The sequence below is a fragment of the Pseudomonas sp. LFS074 genome, assembly GCF_047978165.1.
Classification (GTDB): domain Bacteria; phylum Pseudomonadota; class Gammaproteobacteria; order Pseudomonadales; family Pseudomonadaceae; genus Aquipseudomonas; species Aquipseudomonas putida_P.
This window is the reverse complement of the sequence record NZ_JBFPFV010000001.1, coordinates 3,949,023-3,965,698: the sequence shown is the minus strand read 5'-3', so window position 1 is coordinate 3,965,698 and position 16,676 is coordinate 3,949,023. Positions and strand designations below refer to the sequence as shown.

The following is a 16,676-nucleotide window of genomic DNA, read 5'->3' as shown; positions in this document are numbered from 1 at the left end:
AGGGGCGGTTGATCAATGTGGTGGCGTTCGTGTCGGACCGCAGCCAGCCGAATCCAGCCTGGCCAAGCGATGCGCCTTGGGTGCGTCAGGCAAGCCAGGCCGAAATGCTCAAAGCGTTCGAGGGCTGGGGTGATGCGGTGCAGGTACTGCTGGAGTGCATCGCCACACCTTCCCTGTGGGCACTGCATGATCTTGCTGAACTGCCGGGGTATACCCACGGCCGAGTGGGGCTGATTGGTGATGCTGCTCACGCCATGCTGCCGCATCAGGGCGCGGGGGCCGGCCAGGGGTTGGAGGATGCCTGGTTGCTGGCACGGTTGCTGGCCGACCCGAATGTGCTCGGCAGCCCTGTGCAGGCAGTGCTTGAGGCGTATGACGCGGTACGGCGACCGCGTGCTTGCCGGGTGCAGCGCACCTCATGGGAAGCGGGTGAGCTGTATGAGTTCCGTGACCCTGCCGTGCTGGACGATCCGCAGTTGCTCGGCAAGGTGCTGGGCGAGCGGTTCGATTGGTTGTGGAACCATGATCTGCAGGATGACCTGAAACGCGCCCGTCAATTGTTGGGGTTGCAGGTGCAGGCTGCCTGAATGGCAGGGGGTCGTGGTGCCAGGCGTTACAACGCATTTCGCGCCTTGCCCCGGTATACCCGCAGCACATCCGCCATCACCGCCAGCGCAATCTCCGCTGGCGACTTGCTGCCCAGGTCCAGCCCGATAGGCATGTGCAGCCGTTCGATCTGTTCGTTCGTCAAGCCGCCAATCCGCTGCAACCGCTCGGCGCGGCGGGCTGATGTGGCTGCCGAGCCCATGGCGCCGATGTAGAACGCCGGCGTATGCACCGCCTCCATCAAGGCCAGGTCATCGATTTTCGGATCGTGAGTCAACGCCACCACGGCCGTAGCGGCATGGCAACCACCCGCCGCGATGAACAGCGAAGGCAGTACCCGGTGCATCTGTACGCCTTCTATCTCGACACTCGCCATCTCCTCGCGCGGGTCGCAGGCAATGACCTCGCAGCCCAGCGTGCGAGCGATATCGGCACAGGCCTCGGCGACCGGCGACAGCCCGGCCAGCACCAGCCGCAAAGCGGGGCCGATACCGATGTGCACGGCGCCGTCGTCCATGCGCACGGCAACGCTATTGTCACAATGCAGGCTGACACTACCCGCCGGCAGACAGACCTTGCGCGTCACCCGTTGCTGGCCCAGCAGCGCCCCGCGAAGGGCCTGCAGATGCTCCAGCCACGCGCCATCCGCCTGCCGCCGCTCTACCAGCACCACCAGCACGCCGCCGCAGGGCAGGCGCAAGCGCCGGCTCTGCTCGTGCCCGTCGCCATAGCGCATTACCTGTGCCGGCTGGGTGAATGCACCGTGCGCCAGGCTGGCGAGGAACTCCTCTTCCACGCAGCCGCCGGACAAAGAACCGACCCACTCATGCGCGCTGCGGCAGGCCAGCATCGCGCCGGGCGAGCGGGGGGCCGAGCCATAGGTGGACAGCACCGTGCACAGCCACACCGTATCGCCGGCACGGGCCCATTGCAGGGCTTTGTCGATCACCTGCAGGTCGAGATGCTGCATGTTCCGCTACCTCGCTCGTATCGTGTCAGCCCAGCCGAAAAAGGCGCGCAATGGCCCAACGTCTGTGGCAGTGTTGGGTATCTGGCCAGCCCCACAGGGACCGACATGCAAACTCGCAAAACCGGTGTTCGCGCCCAGCAGGCCGACCGCACCCGGGACAACATTCTCAAGGCTGCCGTGAAGGTCTTCAGCAAGGAAGGCTTCACCGGTGGGCGCATCGAGCAGATCTCCACGCTGGCCAAGTCCAACGACCGGATGATCTATTACTACTTCGGCAGCAAGGAAAAGCTGTTCATCAGCGTGCTGGAGCACATCTACGCCAGCTTCAACCAGGCCGAAGCCAAGCTGCGCCTGGACCTCGCCGACCCGGAACAAGCCCTGCGCGAGCTGGTGGCGTTCATTTGGGACTACTACGTGCGCCACCCCGAGTTCGTCACCATCCTTGCCACCGAAAACCTTCACCAGGGCCAGCACGCGCGCAAGTCGCAAAACCTCAGGGCGCTGTCCGGCGAGGCGGTCGGCGTGCTGCGGCCGATCATCGAGGCCGGCCAGGCCAAGGGCCTGTTCCGGGACGACATCGACATCACCCACGCCTACCTGATGATTGCCTCGCTGTGCTACTTCTATAACTCCAACCGCCATACTCTCAGCTCGTTCCTGGCCGTGGACCTGGCCGACAAGCAGGCCAAGGCCGACTGGCTTGCCTTTATCAGCGACCTTGCCTTGCGTGGCCTGCGCCGCTGAACCTCAGTGGCTGCCGGGGTTGGCGCGTATTTGCGCGGCCTTGGCCGCCAGCCCTTGCCAGGCGGGCTTGTCGGCGGCAAAACGCTGGCGCAGGTAGGCCGCCAGGTCGGCTACCTGACGGTCCGACAGGCTGTCCTTGAAGCCGGGCATGTAGCCCAGGTCGGGGGTTGCCGGGGTCGCAATGCCGTGCAGCACCACGCGCAGCAGGTTGTCCGGCAGGTCGCTGTGGACGTTGCTGTTGACCGCCATCGACGGGCTGACACCAAACAGTTTTGGCCCCAACCCATCGCTGTGGCAGGCCATGCATGCGCCTTTGAAAACCCGCTCGCCGTTGCTCAACGACACTTGCGTGTCCGCCTGAGGCGCGGCCTTGGCCACCTGTGCCTGTGGCTCACCATCGAGTGAGCTGAGGTAATGGGCAATGGCCCGCACATCGCTTTTGGGCAGGGTGGCCAGTTCGCTGACCACCGGCCCCATGGGGCCGGCCGCCACGCCGTGCTTTTCCGAAAAGCCGGTGCTCAGGTAGCTGAACAGTTCATCTTCGCTCCACGGCGTCGCTGACTTGCCCAGGGCGTTCAGGGCCGGGGCTTCCCAGCCATCGACCATGCCGCCGGCGAGGTAGCTGCTGCCGGCTTTTTCGGCACCCATCAGGTTGCGCGGCGAGTGGCAGGCCGTGCAGTGCCCCAAGCCGTCGACCAGGTAGGCACCACGGTTCCACTGTTCGCTGCGTTGCGGGTCGGGCTGGTATTCACCGCGTTGCAGAAACAGCGCGTTCCAGCCGGCCATCAGTGGCCTCTGGTTGAACGGGAAGCGCATCTGGTTGGCCGGCGCTGCCTGGCGTACCGGCGTTTGCGACATCAGGTAGGCGTACAGCGCTTGCATGTCGGCGTCGTTGATGTTGCGAAACGAGGTGTAGGGAAAGGCCGGGTACAGGTGCCGGCCATCGCGGCTGATACCCTCGCGCATGGCCCGCTCGAAGGCGGCGAATGACCAGCGGCCGATGCCGGTTTCCGGGTCGGGGGTGATGTTGGTGCTGTACAGCGTACCGAAGGGCGTGTCCATTGCCAGCCCACCGGTATTCACCTTGCCGCCGCTGACCGTATGGCACACGGCGCAGTCGCCGGCCGCTGCCACCTGGCGCCCGCGTTCGAGCATCGCGGCGCTCCAGCTGCCGGCGCCAGGCGGGGTTACCGGGGCGATTTCGGCACGCCAGGGCAGGGCGGTGGCAAGCATGCCCAAGGCGGCACCGAACACCCCGGCGAGCGAGCCGATCCACCATTTGGAGCGTTTGGTCGTCGGCTGCGCTGGCGCGGGCGCATCAGGCCCCTGGCCTTCACCGCCGAGGGCGGCACGCACCCGCTCGGCCGTGATCGGCAGTTCGCGAAAACGAATGCCGGTGGCGTCGAAAATGGCATTGGCGATGGCCGCCGCGCTGGGTACCGAGGCCGACTCGCCACTGCCCATTGGCGGCTCGTGCTGGCGGGGTAGCATCATCACGTCGATAGCTGGCAACTCGGGGAAGGTCAGGATCGGGTAGCCACCCCATTCCTTGCTTGCCACCGTCGACTCCTCGAAGCTGACCTGCTCCTTGAGCACCCGGCTGGTGGACTGGATGACGTTGCCGTGGATCTGGTGACGCACGCCCTCGGGGTTGACCATCATCCCGGCATCGTGACCGATCACTACACGGGTGACGGCGACTTCACCGGTGCGCCGGTCTACCGCGACATCCGCCACCCATGCCGCCCAGGCTGCGCCGAAGCCGGGGAACTTGCTGTGGATGTAGCGGGCATAGGCAAAACCTCTGCCGCACAGTACGTCACCGTCGGCCTGCGCCTGCCTGGGCTGGGTATGCGGCTGCCATTGAGCACGTTCGGCGGTGGCCTTGACCAGGTCGATGGCGCGCGGATCGGACAAGTGCTTGAGGCGGTATTCGACCGGGTCGACGGCTGCGGCGAAGGCCAACTCGTCGATGTACGATTCGTGGGCGAAGCTGTTGGGCATGGCCGACACGCCGCGCATCCACGAAGCGCGCACCAGTGGCGTCATGTCGTTGATGGTGACGCGCATGTGTTCGTAGTCATAAGGCGGGATCGAGGTGCGGTCGCCCATTTCGAACAGTGCCGGCACCGGCTCCACGGCGCCGGTCAGCAACAGGGCCAGGGTAGGTGCGCCATTGGACGGGTAGCTGGTCTGGAAGTCGTAGGCGGCCACGCTGCCGTCGGCGTTAAGGCCGCCGTCGATCTCCATCAGTTGCGCGGTGCCCTTGGGCTCCCAAACGTGTTCCTGTTCACGGGTCAGCTGCACTCGCACTGGGCGCTGCACCGCACGCGACAGCAGCACCGCATCGGCACACACGTCATCGGCGCAATTGCGGCCATAGCAGCCGGCGGCCTCCATGCGGATGATCTCGATGCGCGCTTCGTCGCACGCCAGCAACCAGGCCAGGTCGGCGCGCAGCAGGTGCGGGTTTTGCGTGCCGGACCACACGCGGATCGGCCCCTCGGTGAAGTCGGCCAGCGCGCACGACGGGCCGATCGAGGCATGCAACTGGTAGGGCCACAGGTAGCTGCGGCTCAGGCGCTGGCTGGCGTTGGCGAGGCCACCGTCCACATCGCCCTGGTCCAGCACCGTGCGCTGCACGCGTGGGTTATCGCGGATGGCCTGGGCGATATCGCTTAGGTCAGGCAGCTTGCCTGTGAATGGCTTCCAGCTGATTTTCAGCTCATGGGCTGCACGGATCGCTTGCTCTTCGCGCTCGGCCACCACGCCGACGAAATCGCGGATGACCACCACGGCCACCACGCCAGGTATGTGGGCGATGGAGGACTCATCCACCGCCAGCAGGCTGTTGCCGACGAAGTCGCCGCTGTCGTGGCCGGCGTAGGGCGGGCGGATCACCCGGCCGTGAAGCATGCCGGGCAGCCGCATGTCGTGCACATAGGTCAGCTCGCCGGTGGCCTTGCCGGGGATATCTACCCGTGCCGCGCTGCGCCCGACCAGGCGGTAGTCCTCGATGGCTTTGAGCGGGGCATCGTCGGCAATAAACAATTGATGATTTTCACCCTGCACCAGTTCGGCAAAGCTCAGCGTGCCGCCGTTGCTGCCGATAACTACGCCGTCTTCAATGCGCAGCGCTTCGGGCGTGCAGCCAAACCGTTGCGCGGCCTGTTGCAGCAGATGGCGCCGCGCCGTCGCGGCGGCCTTGCGCAGGGGCACGGCGGAAATCTGCAGGGTGGCGCTGGCGATGGTCGCGCCCTGGTTCGGTGCCCGCTCGGTGTCGCCCAGCACCATGTGCACCTGGTCCATACGCAGGTCAAGCTCTTCGGCGACGATCTGCGCCAGCGAGGTGCGGATGCCGGTGCCCAGGTCGACGTGGCCGTTGAAGGCGTAGACCATGCCGTCGTCGCTGACGGCGATGAACAACGCCAGCTCGCGCTCCTTGGCCACAGGTGTCACGCCCTTGGCCACGGGGCCCGAGGGCGGGGTGATGTGGTCGACGATCAGCAGTACGCCGGTCTTGGCCAGCAACTGGTCGCGGCTGGGCACCTGTTGAGAGTGGTTCATGCTTTTCTCCGGGTCTCGGCGGCGCGGCGCACGGCGCGCAGGATTTCGACGTGGGTACCGCAGCGGCACAGGTTGCCGGACAGCTCGTTGCGAATCTGTTCGTCGGTGGGGTCGGGAATGCGGTCGAGCAGGGCCTTGGCGGTCATGATCATGCCGTTCATGCAGTAGCCGCACTGGGCCGCCTGTTCGTCGATGAACGCCTGTTGCACGGGGTGTGGCGCAGCCTTGTTGCCCAGCCCTTCGAGGGTGGTGATGTCGCGGCCTGCAGCGCCGGCCAGGGGGATGACGCACGAGCGTGCGGCCACGCCGTCGATGATCACCGTGCACGCCCCGCATTCGCCCAGGCCGCAGCCGTACTTGGGGCCATTCAGGCACAGGTCGTTGCGCAGGATCAGCAGCAGCGGGGTGTCGGGCATGGCGCTGACGTCGACCGGCTGGCCGTTGATCCGCAGGGAGATGGTTGTTTGCATTGTTGGCTCATCTCTGGAGGTTGCTTGCGCTACCAAAGGACTCAAATGGTGCGTGAGTTTCGGTAAGTACTCACTACATGAAGTGAGTGAGCAAGAAGCAGGCCAGGGATGAATTCAGAGGGAGGGTGCAGCCTTGTTTCGGGGTGCAGGGAGGCCTGTGCAAGCGGCCTTGTGTCGCGAAAGGCCGCTTGCACAACCGGTCAACCCGCGCTGTCGTCGCTGTCGATCATCTTGCGCAGCAGGTACAAAATGGCCACGCGCTCACCGGCATTGAGGCTGCCCATGCTCAGTTCGCTGATCTGCCGGGCGCAGGGGATCATTGCATCGAGCAATGCCGCACCGCTGGCGGTGAGTTCGACGATGACCTTGCGCCGGTCGCCCGGGTCGGGCGAAAGCTGCACCAGTTCGCGTGCCTTGAGGCGCTCGACGATGCCGCGGATGGTGGCCTGGTCCACAGCGGTGGCTTTGATCAACTCGGCCTGGGAGCTGGGGCCGTGGTCGCGCAGGGCGCACAGGGTGACGAACTGAATCGAGGTAAGCTGCGGGTCGCAGGCCTGCTGCTGGAAAATCGCCGTGTGCCGCTGATAGGCCTTGCGCAGCAGGTGGCCGACCTGTTCGGTGACGTCGTAGGGGGTGGTGGTGTCGAGCGGGGCGCTGCTGGGTGTGGTTTTGTTCGGCATAGGATGGCTTGGGCTGGTGGAAAGGTGCTGGCCGGCCGCCAATAGCGGAGCGCCCGGCCAGTATAACCCCTATCGCGCGCGCGACTCCTCTGGTGCGACTACATCGCCCGCCAGCACCACGGCCTTGTCATCCAGGTAGATGTCGCAGTTGCGCAGTGGGATGTCCAGGTGGCACGGGGTCTTGCGTTTGCCGCCGACCTCGGTGTTGGGGCCGGTGGAGAACAGGAAGTTGCCGTAGAACGCACGGGCATCCATGCACATGCCGTCGTTGCGGTCGTGCAGGCCCATGGCTGTCCACTGCGCGCGCGGCTGCAGGCCCCAGCCGATGTGCGAGATGCCGTACACCTCGGGGTCATTGAAGTACTTCATGTAGTCGCGCAGGTACTCGGCCTCGAAACCGCCATGGATACCGGTGATGAAGCCTTTTTCGATCTCCAGGGTAATGCGCTCGCGGCAGTAGTTCTTGAACGGCAGGATGATGTCGCCCACGTCCAGCACCAGCGTGCCCTCGGCGCTGTCCTCGTTCGGCCAGGTGAACAAAAAGCCGCTGGGCCAGTGGTCCCAGCGCCCCGGCTCGTCGGCATAACCGTACTCGGTCACGGCCGGGTACTGGCCAAGCGGGGCGTGGAAATCGCTGCCGGCCTTGGACCGTACATGCAGGCTGCGCGCCTGCTTCAGCAGGGTTTCGGCGGCCAGTACCCGACGTTTGTCGTCTTCGCTCGGCAGCATGCGCGCCAGCACTTCTGGCGGCTCCACGGCCAGCAGGATGCGCGTGCCGGTCTTGAGGATCTGCTCCTGCTCAGGCGAGTGCAGCAGCATCATGGTGTCGACCACCAGGTCAGCTGCCTCCAGCGCCCGCTGCGCCGCCAGGTTGCCGGTGAGCGCGGTGTCGCCGCAGTAGGCGGTCATGTCGTTGCCCATGGCGGTCGGGTGGTTGAACGCCGGCAGCTCTACCGCATACACCTTGGCCTTCAGGCGCTGCGCGGCCTCCATTGCGGCGTTGACCGTGCGCGGGTCGGAGTAGTGGCTCTTGAGCACGGCCACGCTTTGCGTCTCGTCCACGCGGGACAGTTTCAGTACGTGCTCGAACATCTGGGTCAGTTGTGCATTGCTCACCGGCATCGGGGTTCTCCTGGTGGCGTTGACGGGGATGCACCGGGGCGGTGCCTGGCGCTTCATCTCGGTGCAAAGTAATAGTGTGTACACCCTACTTTTGCAGATGAAAGCGCATCCCGCCGGCAAGCGCAAGTGCTCTCTAAAACGTTACCTATCCACACATTGGCTCAACGTTTGCGGTAACAATCTGCCATTTATCGTTTCGATCAGGTGTTTGAAAAATATTTTCAAGAACCTCTTTCCAAAAATCATTTACAGCGTATACGCTCTAAATCGTCAGGCGGTCGAACCGCTGGCCACACATCAGAACAAGAGGAGAGATACCCATGCGGGGTAGGCAGAAAATCGCAATCGTCGGTGCAGGTCTGGGTGGGGCAGCCGCCGCCACGTTGCTGCAGCAGGCCGGGTTCGATGTCGAGGTGTTCGAGCAGGCGCCAGAGTTCACCCGCCTGGGGGCGGGCATTCATATCGGCCCTAACGTGATGAAGATCTTCCGCCGCATGGGGCTGGAGCAGAAACTGGAACTGATGGGCTCGCACCCGGACTTCTGGTTCAGCCGCGATGGCCACAGCGGCGATTATCTGTCGCGCATCCCGTTGGGCGAGTTTGCTCGCCGCGAGTACGGCGCCGCCTACATCACCATCCACCGTGGCGACTTGCACGCGTTGCAGATCGAGGCGATCAAGCCGGGCACCGTGCACTTTGGCAAACGCCTGGAAAAGATCGTCGACGAAGGCGACCAGGTCCGCCTGGACTTCGCCGACGGCACCCACACCGTGGCCGACATCGTCATCGGTGCCGACGGCATCCACTCGAAGATCCGTGAAGAGCTGCTGGGTGCCGAAGCGCCGAACTACAGCGGCTGGGTGGCGCACCGCGCGCTGATCCGCGGGGTGAACCTGGCGCAGCATGCCGATGTGTTCGAGCCTTGCGTCAAATGGTGGTCCGAGGACCGCCACATGATGGTCTACTACACCACCGGCAAGCGCGACGAGTACTACTTCGTCACTGGTGTGCCGCACGAAGCCTGGGACTTCCAGGGCGCGTTCGTCGACAGCAGCCAGGAAGAAATGCGCGCCGCCTTCGAAGGCTACCACCCCACCGTACAGAAACTGATCGACGCCACCGAATCGATCACCAAGTGGCCGCTGCGCAACCGCAACCCGTTGCCTTTATGGAGCCGTGGGCGCCTGGTGCTGCTGGGCGACGCCTGCCACCCGATGAAGCCGCACATGGCCCAGGGCGCGTGCATGGCCATCGAGGACGCGGCCATGTTGACCCGCTGCCTGCAGGAGACGGGGCTGTCCGACCACCGCACCGCGTTCGCGTTGTACGAGGCCAACCGCAAGGAACGGGCATCGCAGGTGCAGTCGGTTTCGAACGCCAACACCTGGCTCTACACCCAGGAAGACCCGGCTTGGGTCTATGGCTACGACCTGTACGGGCAGCAGCTGAAAAGCGGGGAGGCGGCATGAGCACCTTCGTCGCCGGCGGCAACGTCAGCGCCAATGGCATCCGCCAGCATTACCTGCGCTATGGCGGCAAGGGCCATGCGCTGATCCTGGTGCCGGGCATTACCAGCCCGGCGATCACCTGGGGCTTCGTCGCCGAGCGCCTTGGGCAGCACTTCGACACCTATGTGCTGGATGTGCGTGGGCGCGGCTTGTCTTCAAGCGGCCCGGAACTGGATTACGGCACCGACGCTTGTGCCGCCGACATCCCGGCCTTTGCCGCAGCGCTGGGCCTGGACAGCTACCACCTGGTCGGGCACTCGATGGGCGCGCGCTTCGCCATTCGCGCGGCAGCCCGAGGCGCACCGGGGCTGCAGCGGCTGGTACTGGTCGACCCACCGGTGTCCGGGCCGGGCCGCCGCGCCTACCCGAGCAAGCTGCCGTGGTATGTCGATTCGATCCGCCAGGCCACGGTTGGCATGAGCGGCGATGACATGCGTGCCTTCTGCGCTACCTGGAGCGACGAGCAACTGGCGCTGCGTGCCGAATGGCTGCACACCTGCTACGAGCCGGCGATCGTGCGCGCCTTCGACGATTTCCATGAGGTGGACATCCACCAGGACCTGCCCACCGTGCGCCAGCCGGCGCTGCTGATGGTGGCCGGGCGCGGCGGGGTGATCGAGCCACGCGACATTGCCGAAATCCGCGAGCTCAAGCCGGATACCCAGGTTGTAACGGTAGACAACGCTGGCCACATGATCCCTTGGGATGACCTTGAAGGTTTTTTTGCCGCCTTTGGCGATTTCCTCGACCAACCCCTTGTCTGACGGAGCACGAGACATGACCAAGCTATACCGCATCGGCCAGATCGTGCCGAGCTCCAACACCACCATGGAAACCGAAATCCCGGCGATGCTCCACGCGCGCCAGGCGATCCGCCCCGAACGCTTCACCTTCCATTCCAGCCGCATGCGCATGAAGCAGGTGAAGAAGGAGGAGCTGGCCGCCATGGACGCCGAGTCCGACCGCTGCGCCGTCGAGCTGTCCGACGCCAAGGTCGATGTGCTGGGCTACGCCTGCCTGGTGGCGATCATGGCCATGGGCCTGGGCTATCACCGCCAATCGGAAAAGCGCCTGCAGCAGGCCACTGCCGATAACGACGCACTGGCACCGGTCATCACCAGTGCCGGGGCGTTGGTCGAAGCCTTGCATGTGATGAAGGCCAAGCGCATCGCCATCGTCGCACCGTACATGAAGCCGCTGACCGAGCTGGTGGTGAACTACATCCGCGAGGAAGGCTTCGAGGTGCAGGACTGGCGCGCGCTGGAAATCCCCGACAACCTCGCCGTGGCCCGCCACGACCCGGCCAACCTGCCGGGCATCGTCGCCGGCATGGACCTTGAGGGCGTCGATGTGGTGGTGTTGTCGGCCTGCGTGCAGATGCAATCGCTGCCGGCGGTGGCCAAGGTCGAGGCGCAAACCGGCAAGCCGGTGGTCACTGCCGCCATCGCCACCACTTACGCCATGCTCAAGGCGCTCGACCTGGAACCGGTCGTGCCGGGTGCCGGTGCCCTGCTGTCGGGTGCCTACTGAAATCGGAGACGGACATGAGCGACGCACAAAGCGCCCGTGACAACTACCAAGGAGTGTGGGGCCAACGCATTGGTTTTGGCCGCAAGCCGGCCCTGTTGATGATCGACTTCATGCAGGGCTATACCACCCCTGGCGCACCGCTGTACGCGCCGGGCGTGGTTGCGGCGGTCGAGCAGGCCGCCGGCCTGCTGGCGCTGGCCCGCGACTGCGGCACTTTGGTGGTGCACACCAACATTCGCTACCAGCCGCCGCATTTCGCTGACGGCGGCGTGTGGGTGCGCAAGGCACCGGTGATGAAGGACATGGTCGAAGGCAACCCGTTGGCCGCCTTCTGCCAGGCCGTCGCGCCACAGGCAGGGGAGGTGGTGCTGAGCAAGCAGTACGCCAGTGCCTTCTTTGCCACCAGCCTGGCCCCGCTGCTGCATGCGCAAGGGGTGGATACCGTGGTGCTGGCGGGCTGCTCGACCAGTGGCTGTATCCGCGCCAGTGCGGTGGATGCCATGCAGCACGGGTTTCGAACCATCGTGGTGCGCGAGTGTGTCGGCGACCGCCACAACGACCCGCACGAAGCCAACCTGTTCGACATCGACAGCAAGTACGGCGATGTCGTCACCCGGCAGGATGCCATGCAGCAACTCAGGCAACTGGCCGGCTGAACGCCGGGCAGCCCTGAGCCAATAACAATCAAGGAACGGTGCGGGAAGCCCGTCCATGACCGCCTGCTGTCCGGGCGGTCGCCCCGCAGGAGCACTCGGGGTATTCAGGCGTTGCCCAGGCACGCCGCGTATAGTGCGCGGGGTGCCCGGCGCGTCGAAAACTGCTGGCTTTAAAACAACCACAAAGTCGCCCGCCAGGAGACAGGAAATGCCAATTGCGAATGCAACCACGGTCCACAGTGACATCGACCATGGCACGAAAGCGCTGTACAGCAAGATCACCTGGAGGCTCATCCCCTTCCTGTGCTTCTGCTACCTCGCAGCTTATCTGGACCGCATCAACGTCGGCTTCGCCAAGCTGCAGATGCTCGAAGACTTGCAGTTCAGCACAGCGGCCTATGGCCTGGGTGCCGGGCTGTTCTTCGTCGGCTACATCATCTTCGAGGTGCCGAGCAACCTGATCCTGCAGCGCGTTGGCGCCAAGCTGTGGATCGCCCGCATCATGATCACCTGGGGCCTGCTGTCGGCCTGCACCATGTTCGTCACCAGCACCACCCAGTTCTATATCCTGCGTTTCCTGCTGGGTGCGGCCGAGGCCGGCTTCCTGCCCGGCGTGCTGTTCTACCTGACCATGTGGTACCCCACCTACCGGCGCGGGCGCATCATTGCCCTGTTCATGATCGGGCTGCCCTTGTCGAGCGTGATCGGCGGGCCGATTTCTGGCTGGATCATGGGGCATTTCGACCAGGTTCACGGTTTGCACGGCTGGCAGTGGCTGTTCCTGCTGGAGGCGATCCCCAGCGTTTTGCTTGGCATCCTCACGTTCTGGGCATTGCCTAACCATTTCCAGCAGGCCAAGTGGCTGTCGGTTGACGACAAGGCACAATTGGCGGCGCACCTGGCGGCTGATGATGCCGAGGGCAAGGACAGCAAGCACAGCTTCCGCGATGGCTTCTTCAACCTGAAGGTGTGGATGCTCGGGGGTATCGACTTTTCGATCCTGCTCAGTGCCTATGCCATGGGCTTCTGGATGCCGACCTTCATCCGTGATGCGGGCGTCAGCGACACTTTCCATATCGGCCTGCTCACAGCCATTCCGAGCCTGGCTGCACTGGCCGGCATGCTGATGATCGGGGCCAGCTCCGACCGCCATCGCGAACGCCGCTGGCACATCATCGTGCCGTTCATCATCGGTGCAATCGCCATGGCCAGCAGCACCATGTTCAGCCACAACCTGGTGATGACCGTGGTGTTGTTCGCCATTGCCTCGGCAGCGATCATTGGCGCGGTGCCGGTGTTCTTCAGCCTGCCGGCGACCTTCCTCAAAGGCACTGCTGCCGCCACTGGCTTTGCCCTGGCCTGCTCGGTGGCCAACATCGCCGGCCTGGTGAGCAACTCACTGATGGGCGTGGTCACCGACCTCACCGGTACCTCGCACGCTGCCCTGTGGGTGTTTGCCGGCTGCCTGATCCTCAGCTGCTTCCTGGTCATCGCCTTGCCGGCGAAGCTGGTCAACCGCTAGCGGCCCAGCGCTTCACGCAACGGCAGGGCAGGCGGGCCGGGTGCCCGCCTGCCCGCCCTCTCTCGATGCAACCCGCACGTCGGTGGCCTTATCAGGCCACCGCGCCGGGTTGCTGTTGCCCGAATCCAGGAGTAGCCCCATGCAAGGTTTCACTGCACCGCGTTTTTCTTCGTCTGCGCGTCTTGCCGGCGGTTGTATTGCCGCAGCGTTGTGTGCCGAGGCTTCGGCAGAAGAGGCCGGTTTCATCGAAGGTGCCCGCGCCACACTGCAAGCGCGCAATTACTTTTTCAGCCGCGATTATGCCGATATCAAGGGCGCGAGCACCCAGTCGCGTACTCAGGAATGGGCACAGGGCTTTATCCTCAATGCCAGCTCCGGTTACACCCAGGGCACCGTTGGCGTCGGTGTGGATGTTACTGGCCTGCTTGGCTTCAAGCTCGACAGCAGCCCGGCGCATGCCAAGTCCGGTTTGCTGCCCAGCCTGGACAGCGGCAAGTCGGCGGACGAATACAGCCGTTTGGGGGCGGCGATCAAGTTCAAGGTGTCGCAGACCGAGCTGAAGGTGGGCGAGTTGATGCCCAACCTGCCTGTGCTGTTGTTCAGCGACTTGCGCCTGCTGCCGCCGACCTATCAGGGCGCGATGCTGGAATCGCGCGAGATAGCGGGGTTGACCCTGAATGCTGGCCAGTTCCGCTCCACCAGCCTGCGCGACTCGTCCAACAGCCAGAAGATGTACGCACTGGTCAACGACCCGATCAACCCGGCGCGGTTGGCGCGCTTTACCAGCGACCGCTTCAACTACGTGGGCGCCGACTATGCCTTCAACGACAACCGCACCAGCGTGGGGGTGTGGCAGGCGCAGTTGGAGGATATCTACCAGCAGCGCTTCTACAGCTTCAAGCACGCCGAGCCGCTGGGGGACTGGACGCTTGGGGTCAATGCCGGCTATTTCGATGCCCGCGAGGACGGGCGCAAGATTGCCGGCGATTACGACAACCATGCGTTGTTCAGCCTGTTCTCGGCCAAGACCGGTGGGCATACCTTTTACCTGGGTTACCAGCAGATCGGCGGCGATGATGGTTTCATCCAGGTGGGTGCCAACACCAACCCGATGGGCAATACGCTGCCGACCTATGAGTTCTCGGCGCCGGGTGAACGCTCGTGGCAGGTGAGGCATGACTACAATTTTGTCGCTTTAGGCGTTCCGGGCCTGACGTCGACCCTGCGCTATGTGAAGGGGCGGGACGTGGACACCGGGCTGGGCTTCGAGGGGCGTGACCGCGAGCGCGATCTGGACCTGGCCTATGTGGTGCAAAGCGGGCCGCTGGCTGGGCTGGGGATACGCGTGCGCAATGTGATGGCGCGCTCCAATTACCGCACCGATATCGATGAGAACCGCTTGATCCTCAGTTACACGGTCAAGCTGTTCTGAAGTCGATTGCCAGTGCAGCGCGGCCTTTCGCGACACAAGGCCGCGCTGCGCGTCTGCGGCATGCTTTGCAGGAGCGGTGACGATCACTGCAAGGTTACGGGCTTCAATGAAGCCGGTAACTGTGCAACCGCAGCCTCCAGCCGCTCGATCGGCCCAGCGAGCAGGTCTGCTTCCTTGTCCTTGCCCTCACTTCTCAGGCGATCGCGCTCACCACGCAGGTTAAGCAAGTTTTTTTGTAGCTTCAGGGCCGAGGCGTTGAACGGGTCCATGCTTTTCTCATGCTGTAGGCGTCCGTGCCGTTGTAGGAAAAGTGGACCGTAGCAGCTCGAATTTGCTGAAGAAACTGATGTTTCATACAGGCAAATTCCGCTGCTAGATTACTTCCTACACTGCCAAGTAAAAGATCCTACAGCCTGCGTTTCAACTCATGTCTTCATAATCACGTTCAACGTCCAGTGTTTGCTGGGCTCAATCGCCTTTCGACGGATAGATCGTTCAACCTGGCCAAGCCCAGAGTCTGTCGTGCCTTTGAAACCTTACGTAGCAATTGCCGTCCGCAGGCTACATGTGGTCCGCATCGACCACCGCCTTGGCAAACGCCTGTGGTGCTTCCTGCGGCAGGTTGTGGCCGATGCCACCGCTGATCAGCCGATATTCGTACTTGCCGGTAAAGCGCTGCGCATACGCTTCGGCCGGTGGGTGCGGGGCGCCGTTGGCGTCGCCTTCCAAGGTAATGGTCGGTACCGTGATGCTGGGGAAACTGGCCAGCTTGGCTTCCAGGGGGTCATTGGCGGTGCTGAGCGGGTGTTGTTTATACACCTGCGTTTCTTGGGGGTGGACTACCAGATCTTGTAGTGATTAGCGTATGAACGGGTTGGCTGCAGCCCACCGAATGAACTGTTGCATTATTGTGAAGAGGCAGGTTCATTCGTCGGCTGAGAGGCGGTAATGGCTTACTAACATCGCCGGGATGCAATGTTCTAAGTAGTTGGTTGGATTAGGCGCAATGAATCTAGTGCTAGCGCAAAGCCTTCTATGACGATGTGATTTTGCTTGTTGACAGAGATTCAGGTTGGTCTAGTCTAACGGCCTGTTTTCAACTTTAGTGGTGCTCAAAATGGAATTAGGGCAGCAGTTGGGATGGGATGCGTACTTTTATAGTATCTTTGCGCGAACCATGGATATGCAGGAGTTTACGGCTGTCGCGTTGAGGGCCTTGCGCGAACTACGGTTTGATTTTTTTGCCTACGGCATGTGCAGCGTGACCCCGTTCATGCGGCCCAGGACTTATATGTACGGCAATTACCCCGAGGACTGGGTGCAGCGATATCAGGCGGCTAACTACGCGGTGATCGATCCCACGGTGAAGCACAGCAAAGTCTCGTCGGCCCCCATTCTATGGAGCAATGAGTTGTTCCGGGGATGCGCGGACCTGTGGTCTGAAGCCAAGGATTCACATTTATGCCACGGCCTGGCACAACCCTCGTTCAACGCCCAGGGGAGGGTCGGGGTGTTAAGCCTGGCGCGCAAGAACAACCCCATCAGCCTTCAGGAATTTGAAGCCTTGAAGCCGGTGACCAGAGCCTTTGCCGCCGCGGCCCACGAGAAAATTTCCGAGCTGGAGAGCGACGTGCGTGTCTTCAATACGGGCGTGGCGTTCAGTGGGAGGGAATGTGATGTGCTGCGCTGGACGGCCGACGGCAAGACCTCGGAGGAAATCGGCGTGATCATGGGGGTGTGCACCGATACCGTGAATTACCATCACCGCAACATCCAGCGCAAAATCGGCGCCAGTAACCGCGTGCAGGCAGTGTCTTACGCAGTCGCGATGGGCTATATCTGAGGGGCATTCAAAAAGGACGACTCGGC

General features: G+C 63.5%; 15 protein-coding genes and 1 pseudogene. 9 read left to right on the top strand and 7 right to left on the bottom strand.

Going from position 1 to position 16,676, the window contains the following annotated elements:
- The coding region (locus ACNQP3_RS18095) for an FAD-dependent monooxygenase (RefSeq protein ID WP_416470104.1) at positions 1–587 on the top strand (587 nt) is incomplete at its 5' end.
- A 26-nt stretch (positions 588–613) separates the two neighbouring features.
- On the opposite strand, the gene ACNQP3_RS18090 is transcribed toward ACNQP3_RS18095, so the two are convergent.
- Positions 614–1,576 carry an XdhC family protein gene (locus ACNQP3_RS18090; RefSeq protein ID WP_264316311.1) on the bottom strand — a complete coding sequence of 321 codons (963 nt, stop codon included), beginning with the start codon at positions 1,574–1,576 and terminating at the stop codon, positions 614–616.
- 105 nt (positions 1,577–1,681) lie between these two features.
- Between ACNQP3_RS18090 and ACNQP3_RS18085 the strand changes: the two genes are divergently transcribed.
- Entirely contained in the window at positions 1,682–2,320 is a 639-nt protein-coding gene (locus ACNQP3_RS18085; RefSeq protein WP_012273190.1) for a TetR family transcriptional regulator, read from the top strand.
- 3 nt (positions 2,321–2,323) lie between these two features.
- Here the strand turns inward: ACNQP3_RS18085 and ACNQP3_RS18080 are convergent, their stop codons facing one another.
- The 4 genes from ACNQP3_RS18080 to ACNQP3_RS18065 all read right to left on the bottom strand — a co-directional run bounded on the left by ACNQP3_RS18080 (position 2,324) and on the right by ACNQP3_RS18065 (position 8,159).
- Positions 2,324–5,887, bottom strand: a complete 3,564-nt coding sequence (locus ACNQP3_RS18080; RefSeq protein WP_264316310.1) for a molybdopterin-dependent oxidoreductase — start codon at positions 5,885–5,887, stop codon at positions 2,324–2,326.
- Positions 5,884–6,357 (bottom strand): (2Fe-2S)-binding protein, encoded by a 474-nt coding sequence (locus tag ACNQP3_RS18075; RefSeq protein ID WP_012273188.1) that lies wholly within the window; start codon positions 6,355–6,357, stop codon positions 5,884–5,886. The genes ACNQP3_RS18080 and ACNQP3_RS18075 overlap by 4 nt, the downstream gene beginning before the upstream one ends.
- A 200-nt stretch (positions 6,358–6,557) precedes the next feature.
- On the bottom strand, positions 6,558–7,037 hold the full coding sequence (locus tag ACNQP3_RS18070) for a MarR family winged helix-turn-helix transcriptional regulator (RefSeq protein WP_264316309.1): 480 nt from the start codon (positions 7,035–7,037) through the stop codon (positions 6,558–6,560).
- A 69-nt stretch (positions 7,038–7,106) separates the two neighbouring features.
- On the bottom strand, positions 7,107–8,159 hold the full coding sequence (locus tag ACNQP3_RS18065; protein WP_012273186.1) for a 2,5-dihydroxypyridine 5,6-dioxygenase: 1,053 nt from the start codon (positions 8,157–8,159) through the stop codon (positions 7,107–7,109).
- A 320-nt stretch (positions 8,160–8,479) separates the two neighbouring features.
- On the opposite strand from ACNQP3_RS18065, the gene nicC reads away from it, so the two are divergent.
- The 6 genes from nicC (at position 8,480) to ACNQP3_RS18035 (ending at position 14,807) form a co-directional block, all read left to right on the top strand.
- Positions 8,480–9,628: a 6-hydroxynicotinate 3-monooxygenase gene (gene nicC, locus ACNQP3_RS18060; RefSeq protein ID WP_069942331.1), complete on the top strand. Its 1,149-nt coding sequence runs from the start codon at positions 8,480–8,482 to the stop codon at positions 9,626–9,628.
- Positions 9,625–10,431, top strand: coding sequence for an N-formylmaleamate deformylase (gene nicD, locus ACNQP3_RS18055; protein WP_012273184.1), 807 nt, complete (start codon positions 9,625–9,627; stop codon positions 10,429–10,431). Before nicC ends, nicD begins: the two co-directional genes overlap by 4 nt.
- A 13-nt stretch (positions 10,432–10,444) precedes the next feature.
- Entirely contained in the window at positions 10,445–11,197 is a 753-nt protein-coding gene (locus ACNQP3_RS18050; protein WP_012273183.1) for an Asp/Glu racemase, read from the top strand.
- Between the two features lie 14 nt (positions 11,198–11,211).
- Positions 11,212–11,853, top strand: a complete 642-nt coding sequence (locus tag ACNQP3_RS18045; protein WP_012273182.1) for an N-carbamoylsarcosine amidohydrolase — start codon at positions 11,212–11,214, stop codon at positions 11,851–11,853.
- A 208-nt stretch (positions 11,854–12,061) separates the two neighbouring features.
- A complete protein-coding gene (locus ACNQP3_RS18040) occupies positions 12,062–13,375 on the top strand; it encodes an MFS transporter (RefSeq protein ID WP_264316308.1) in 1,314 nt (437 codons plus the stop codon).
- A 139-nt stretch (positions 13,376–13,514) separates the two neighbouring features.
- Entirely contained in the window at positions 13,515–14,807 is a 1,293-nt protein-coding gene (locus ACNQP3_RS18035; protein ID WP_012273180.1) for an OprD family porin, read from the top strand.
- 83 nt (positions 14,808–14,890) lie between these two features.
- Here the strand turns inward: ACNQP3_RS18035 and ACNQP3_RS18030 are convergent, their stop codons facing one another.
- Positions 14,891–15,076 (bottom strand): hypothetical protein, encoded by a 186-nt coding sequence (locus tag ACNQP3_RS18030; RefSeq protein WP_179027943.1) that lies wholly within the window; start codon positions 15,074–15,076, stop codon positions 14,891–14,893.
- Between the two features lie 292 nt (positions 15,077–15,368).
- Positions 15,369–15,593 (bottom strand): annotated as a pseudogene (locus ACNQP3_RS18025) (alpha/beta fold hydrolase); the annotation flags it as partial.
- Between the two features lie 331 nt (positions 15,594–15,924).
- Between ACNQP3_RS18025 and ACNQP3_RS18020 the strand changes: the two are divergent.
- Positions 15,925–16,650 carry an autoinducer binding domain-containing protein gene (locus ACNQP3_RS18020; RefSeq protein WP_038635113.1) on the top strand — a complete coding sequence of 242 codons (726 nt, stop codon included), beginning with the start codon at positions 15,925–15,927 and terminating at the stop codon, positions 16,648–16,650.
- Positions 16,651–16,676 lie beyond the last annotated feature (26 nt).

Bases quoted from the DNA above. Each gene is read 5' to 3' on its own strand.
- ACNQP3_RS18090 (WP_264316311.1), bottom strand. From the start codon at position 1,576: ATGCAGCATCTCGACCTGCAGGTGATCGACAAAGCCCTGCAATGGGCC.
- ACNQP3_RS18085 (WP_012273190.1), top strand. From the start codon at position 1,682: ATGCAAACTCGCAAAACCGGTGTTCGCGCCCAGCAGGCCGACCGCACC.
- ACNQP3_RS18080 (WP_264316310.1), bottom strand. From the start codon at position 5,887: ATGAACCACTCTCAACAGGTGCCCAGCCGCGACCAGTTGCTGGCCAAG.
- ACNQP3_RS18075 (WP_012273188.1), bottom strand. From the start codon at position 6,357: ATGCAAACAACCATCTCCCTGCGGATCAACGGCCAGCCGGTCGACGTC.
- ACNQP3_RS18070 (WP_264316309.1), bottom strand. From the start codon at position 7,037: ATGCCGAACAAAACCACACCCAGCAGCGCCCCGCTCGACACCACCACC.
- ACNQP3_RS18065 (WP_012273186.1), bottom strand. From the start codon at position 8,159: ATGCCGGTGAGCAATGCACAACTGACCCAGATGTTCGAGCACGTACTG.
- nicC (WP_069942331.1), top strand. From the start codon at position 8,480: ATGCGGGGTAGGCAGAAAATCGCAATCGTCGGTGCAGGTCTGGGTGGG.
- nicD (WP_012273184.1), top strand. From the start codon at position 9,625: ATGAGCACCTTCGTCGCCGGCGGCAACGTCAGCGCCAATGGCATCCGC.
- ACNQP3_RS18050 (WP_012273183.1), top strand. From the start codon at position 10,445: ATGACCAAGCTATACCGCATCGGCCAGATCGTGCCGAGCTCCAACACC.
- ACNQP3_RS18045 (WP_012273182.1), top strand. From the start codon at position 11,212: ATGAGCGACGCACAAAGCGCCCGTGACAACTACCAAGGAGTGTGGGGC.
- ACNQP3_RS18040 (WP_264316308.1), top strand. From the start codon at position 12,062: ATGCCAATTGCGAATGCAACCACGGTCCACAGTGACATCGACCATGGC.
- ACNQP3_RS18035 (WP_012273180.1), top strand. From the start codon at position 13,515: ATGCAAGGTTTCACTGCACCGCGTTTTTCTTCGTCTGCGCGTCTTGCC.
- ACNQP3_RS18030 (WP_179027943.1), bottom strand. From the start codon at position 15,076: ATGGACCCGTTCAACGCCTCGGCCCTGAAGCTACAAAAAAACTTGCTT.
- ACNQP3_RS18020 (WP_038635113.1), top strand. From the start codon at position 15,925: ATGGAATTAGGGCAGCAGTTGGGATGGGATGCGTACTTTTATAGTATC.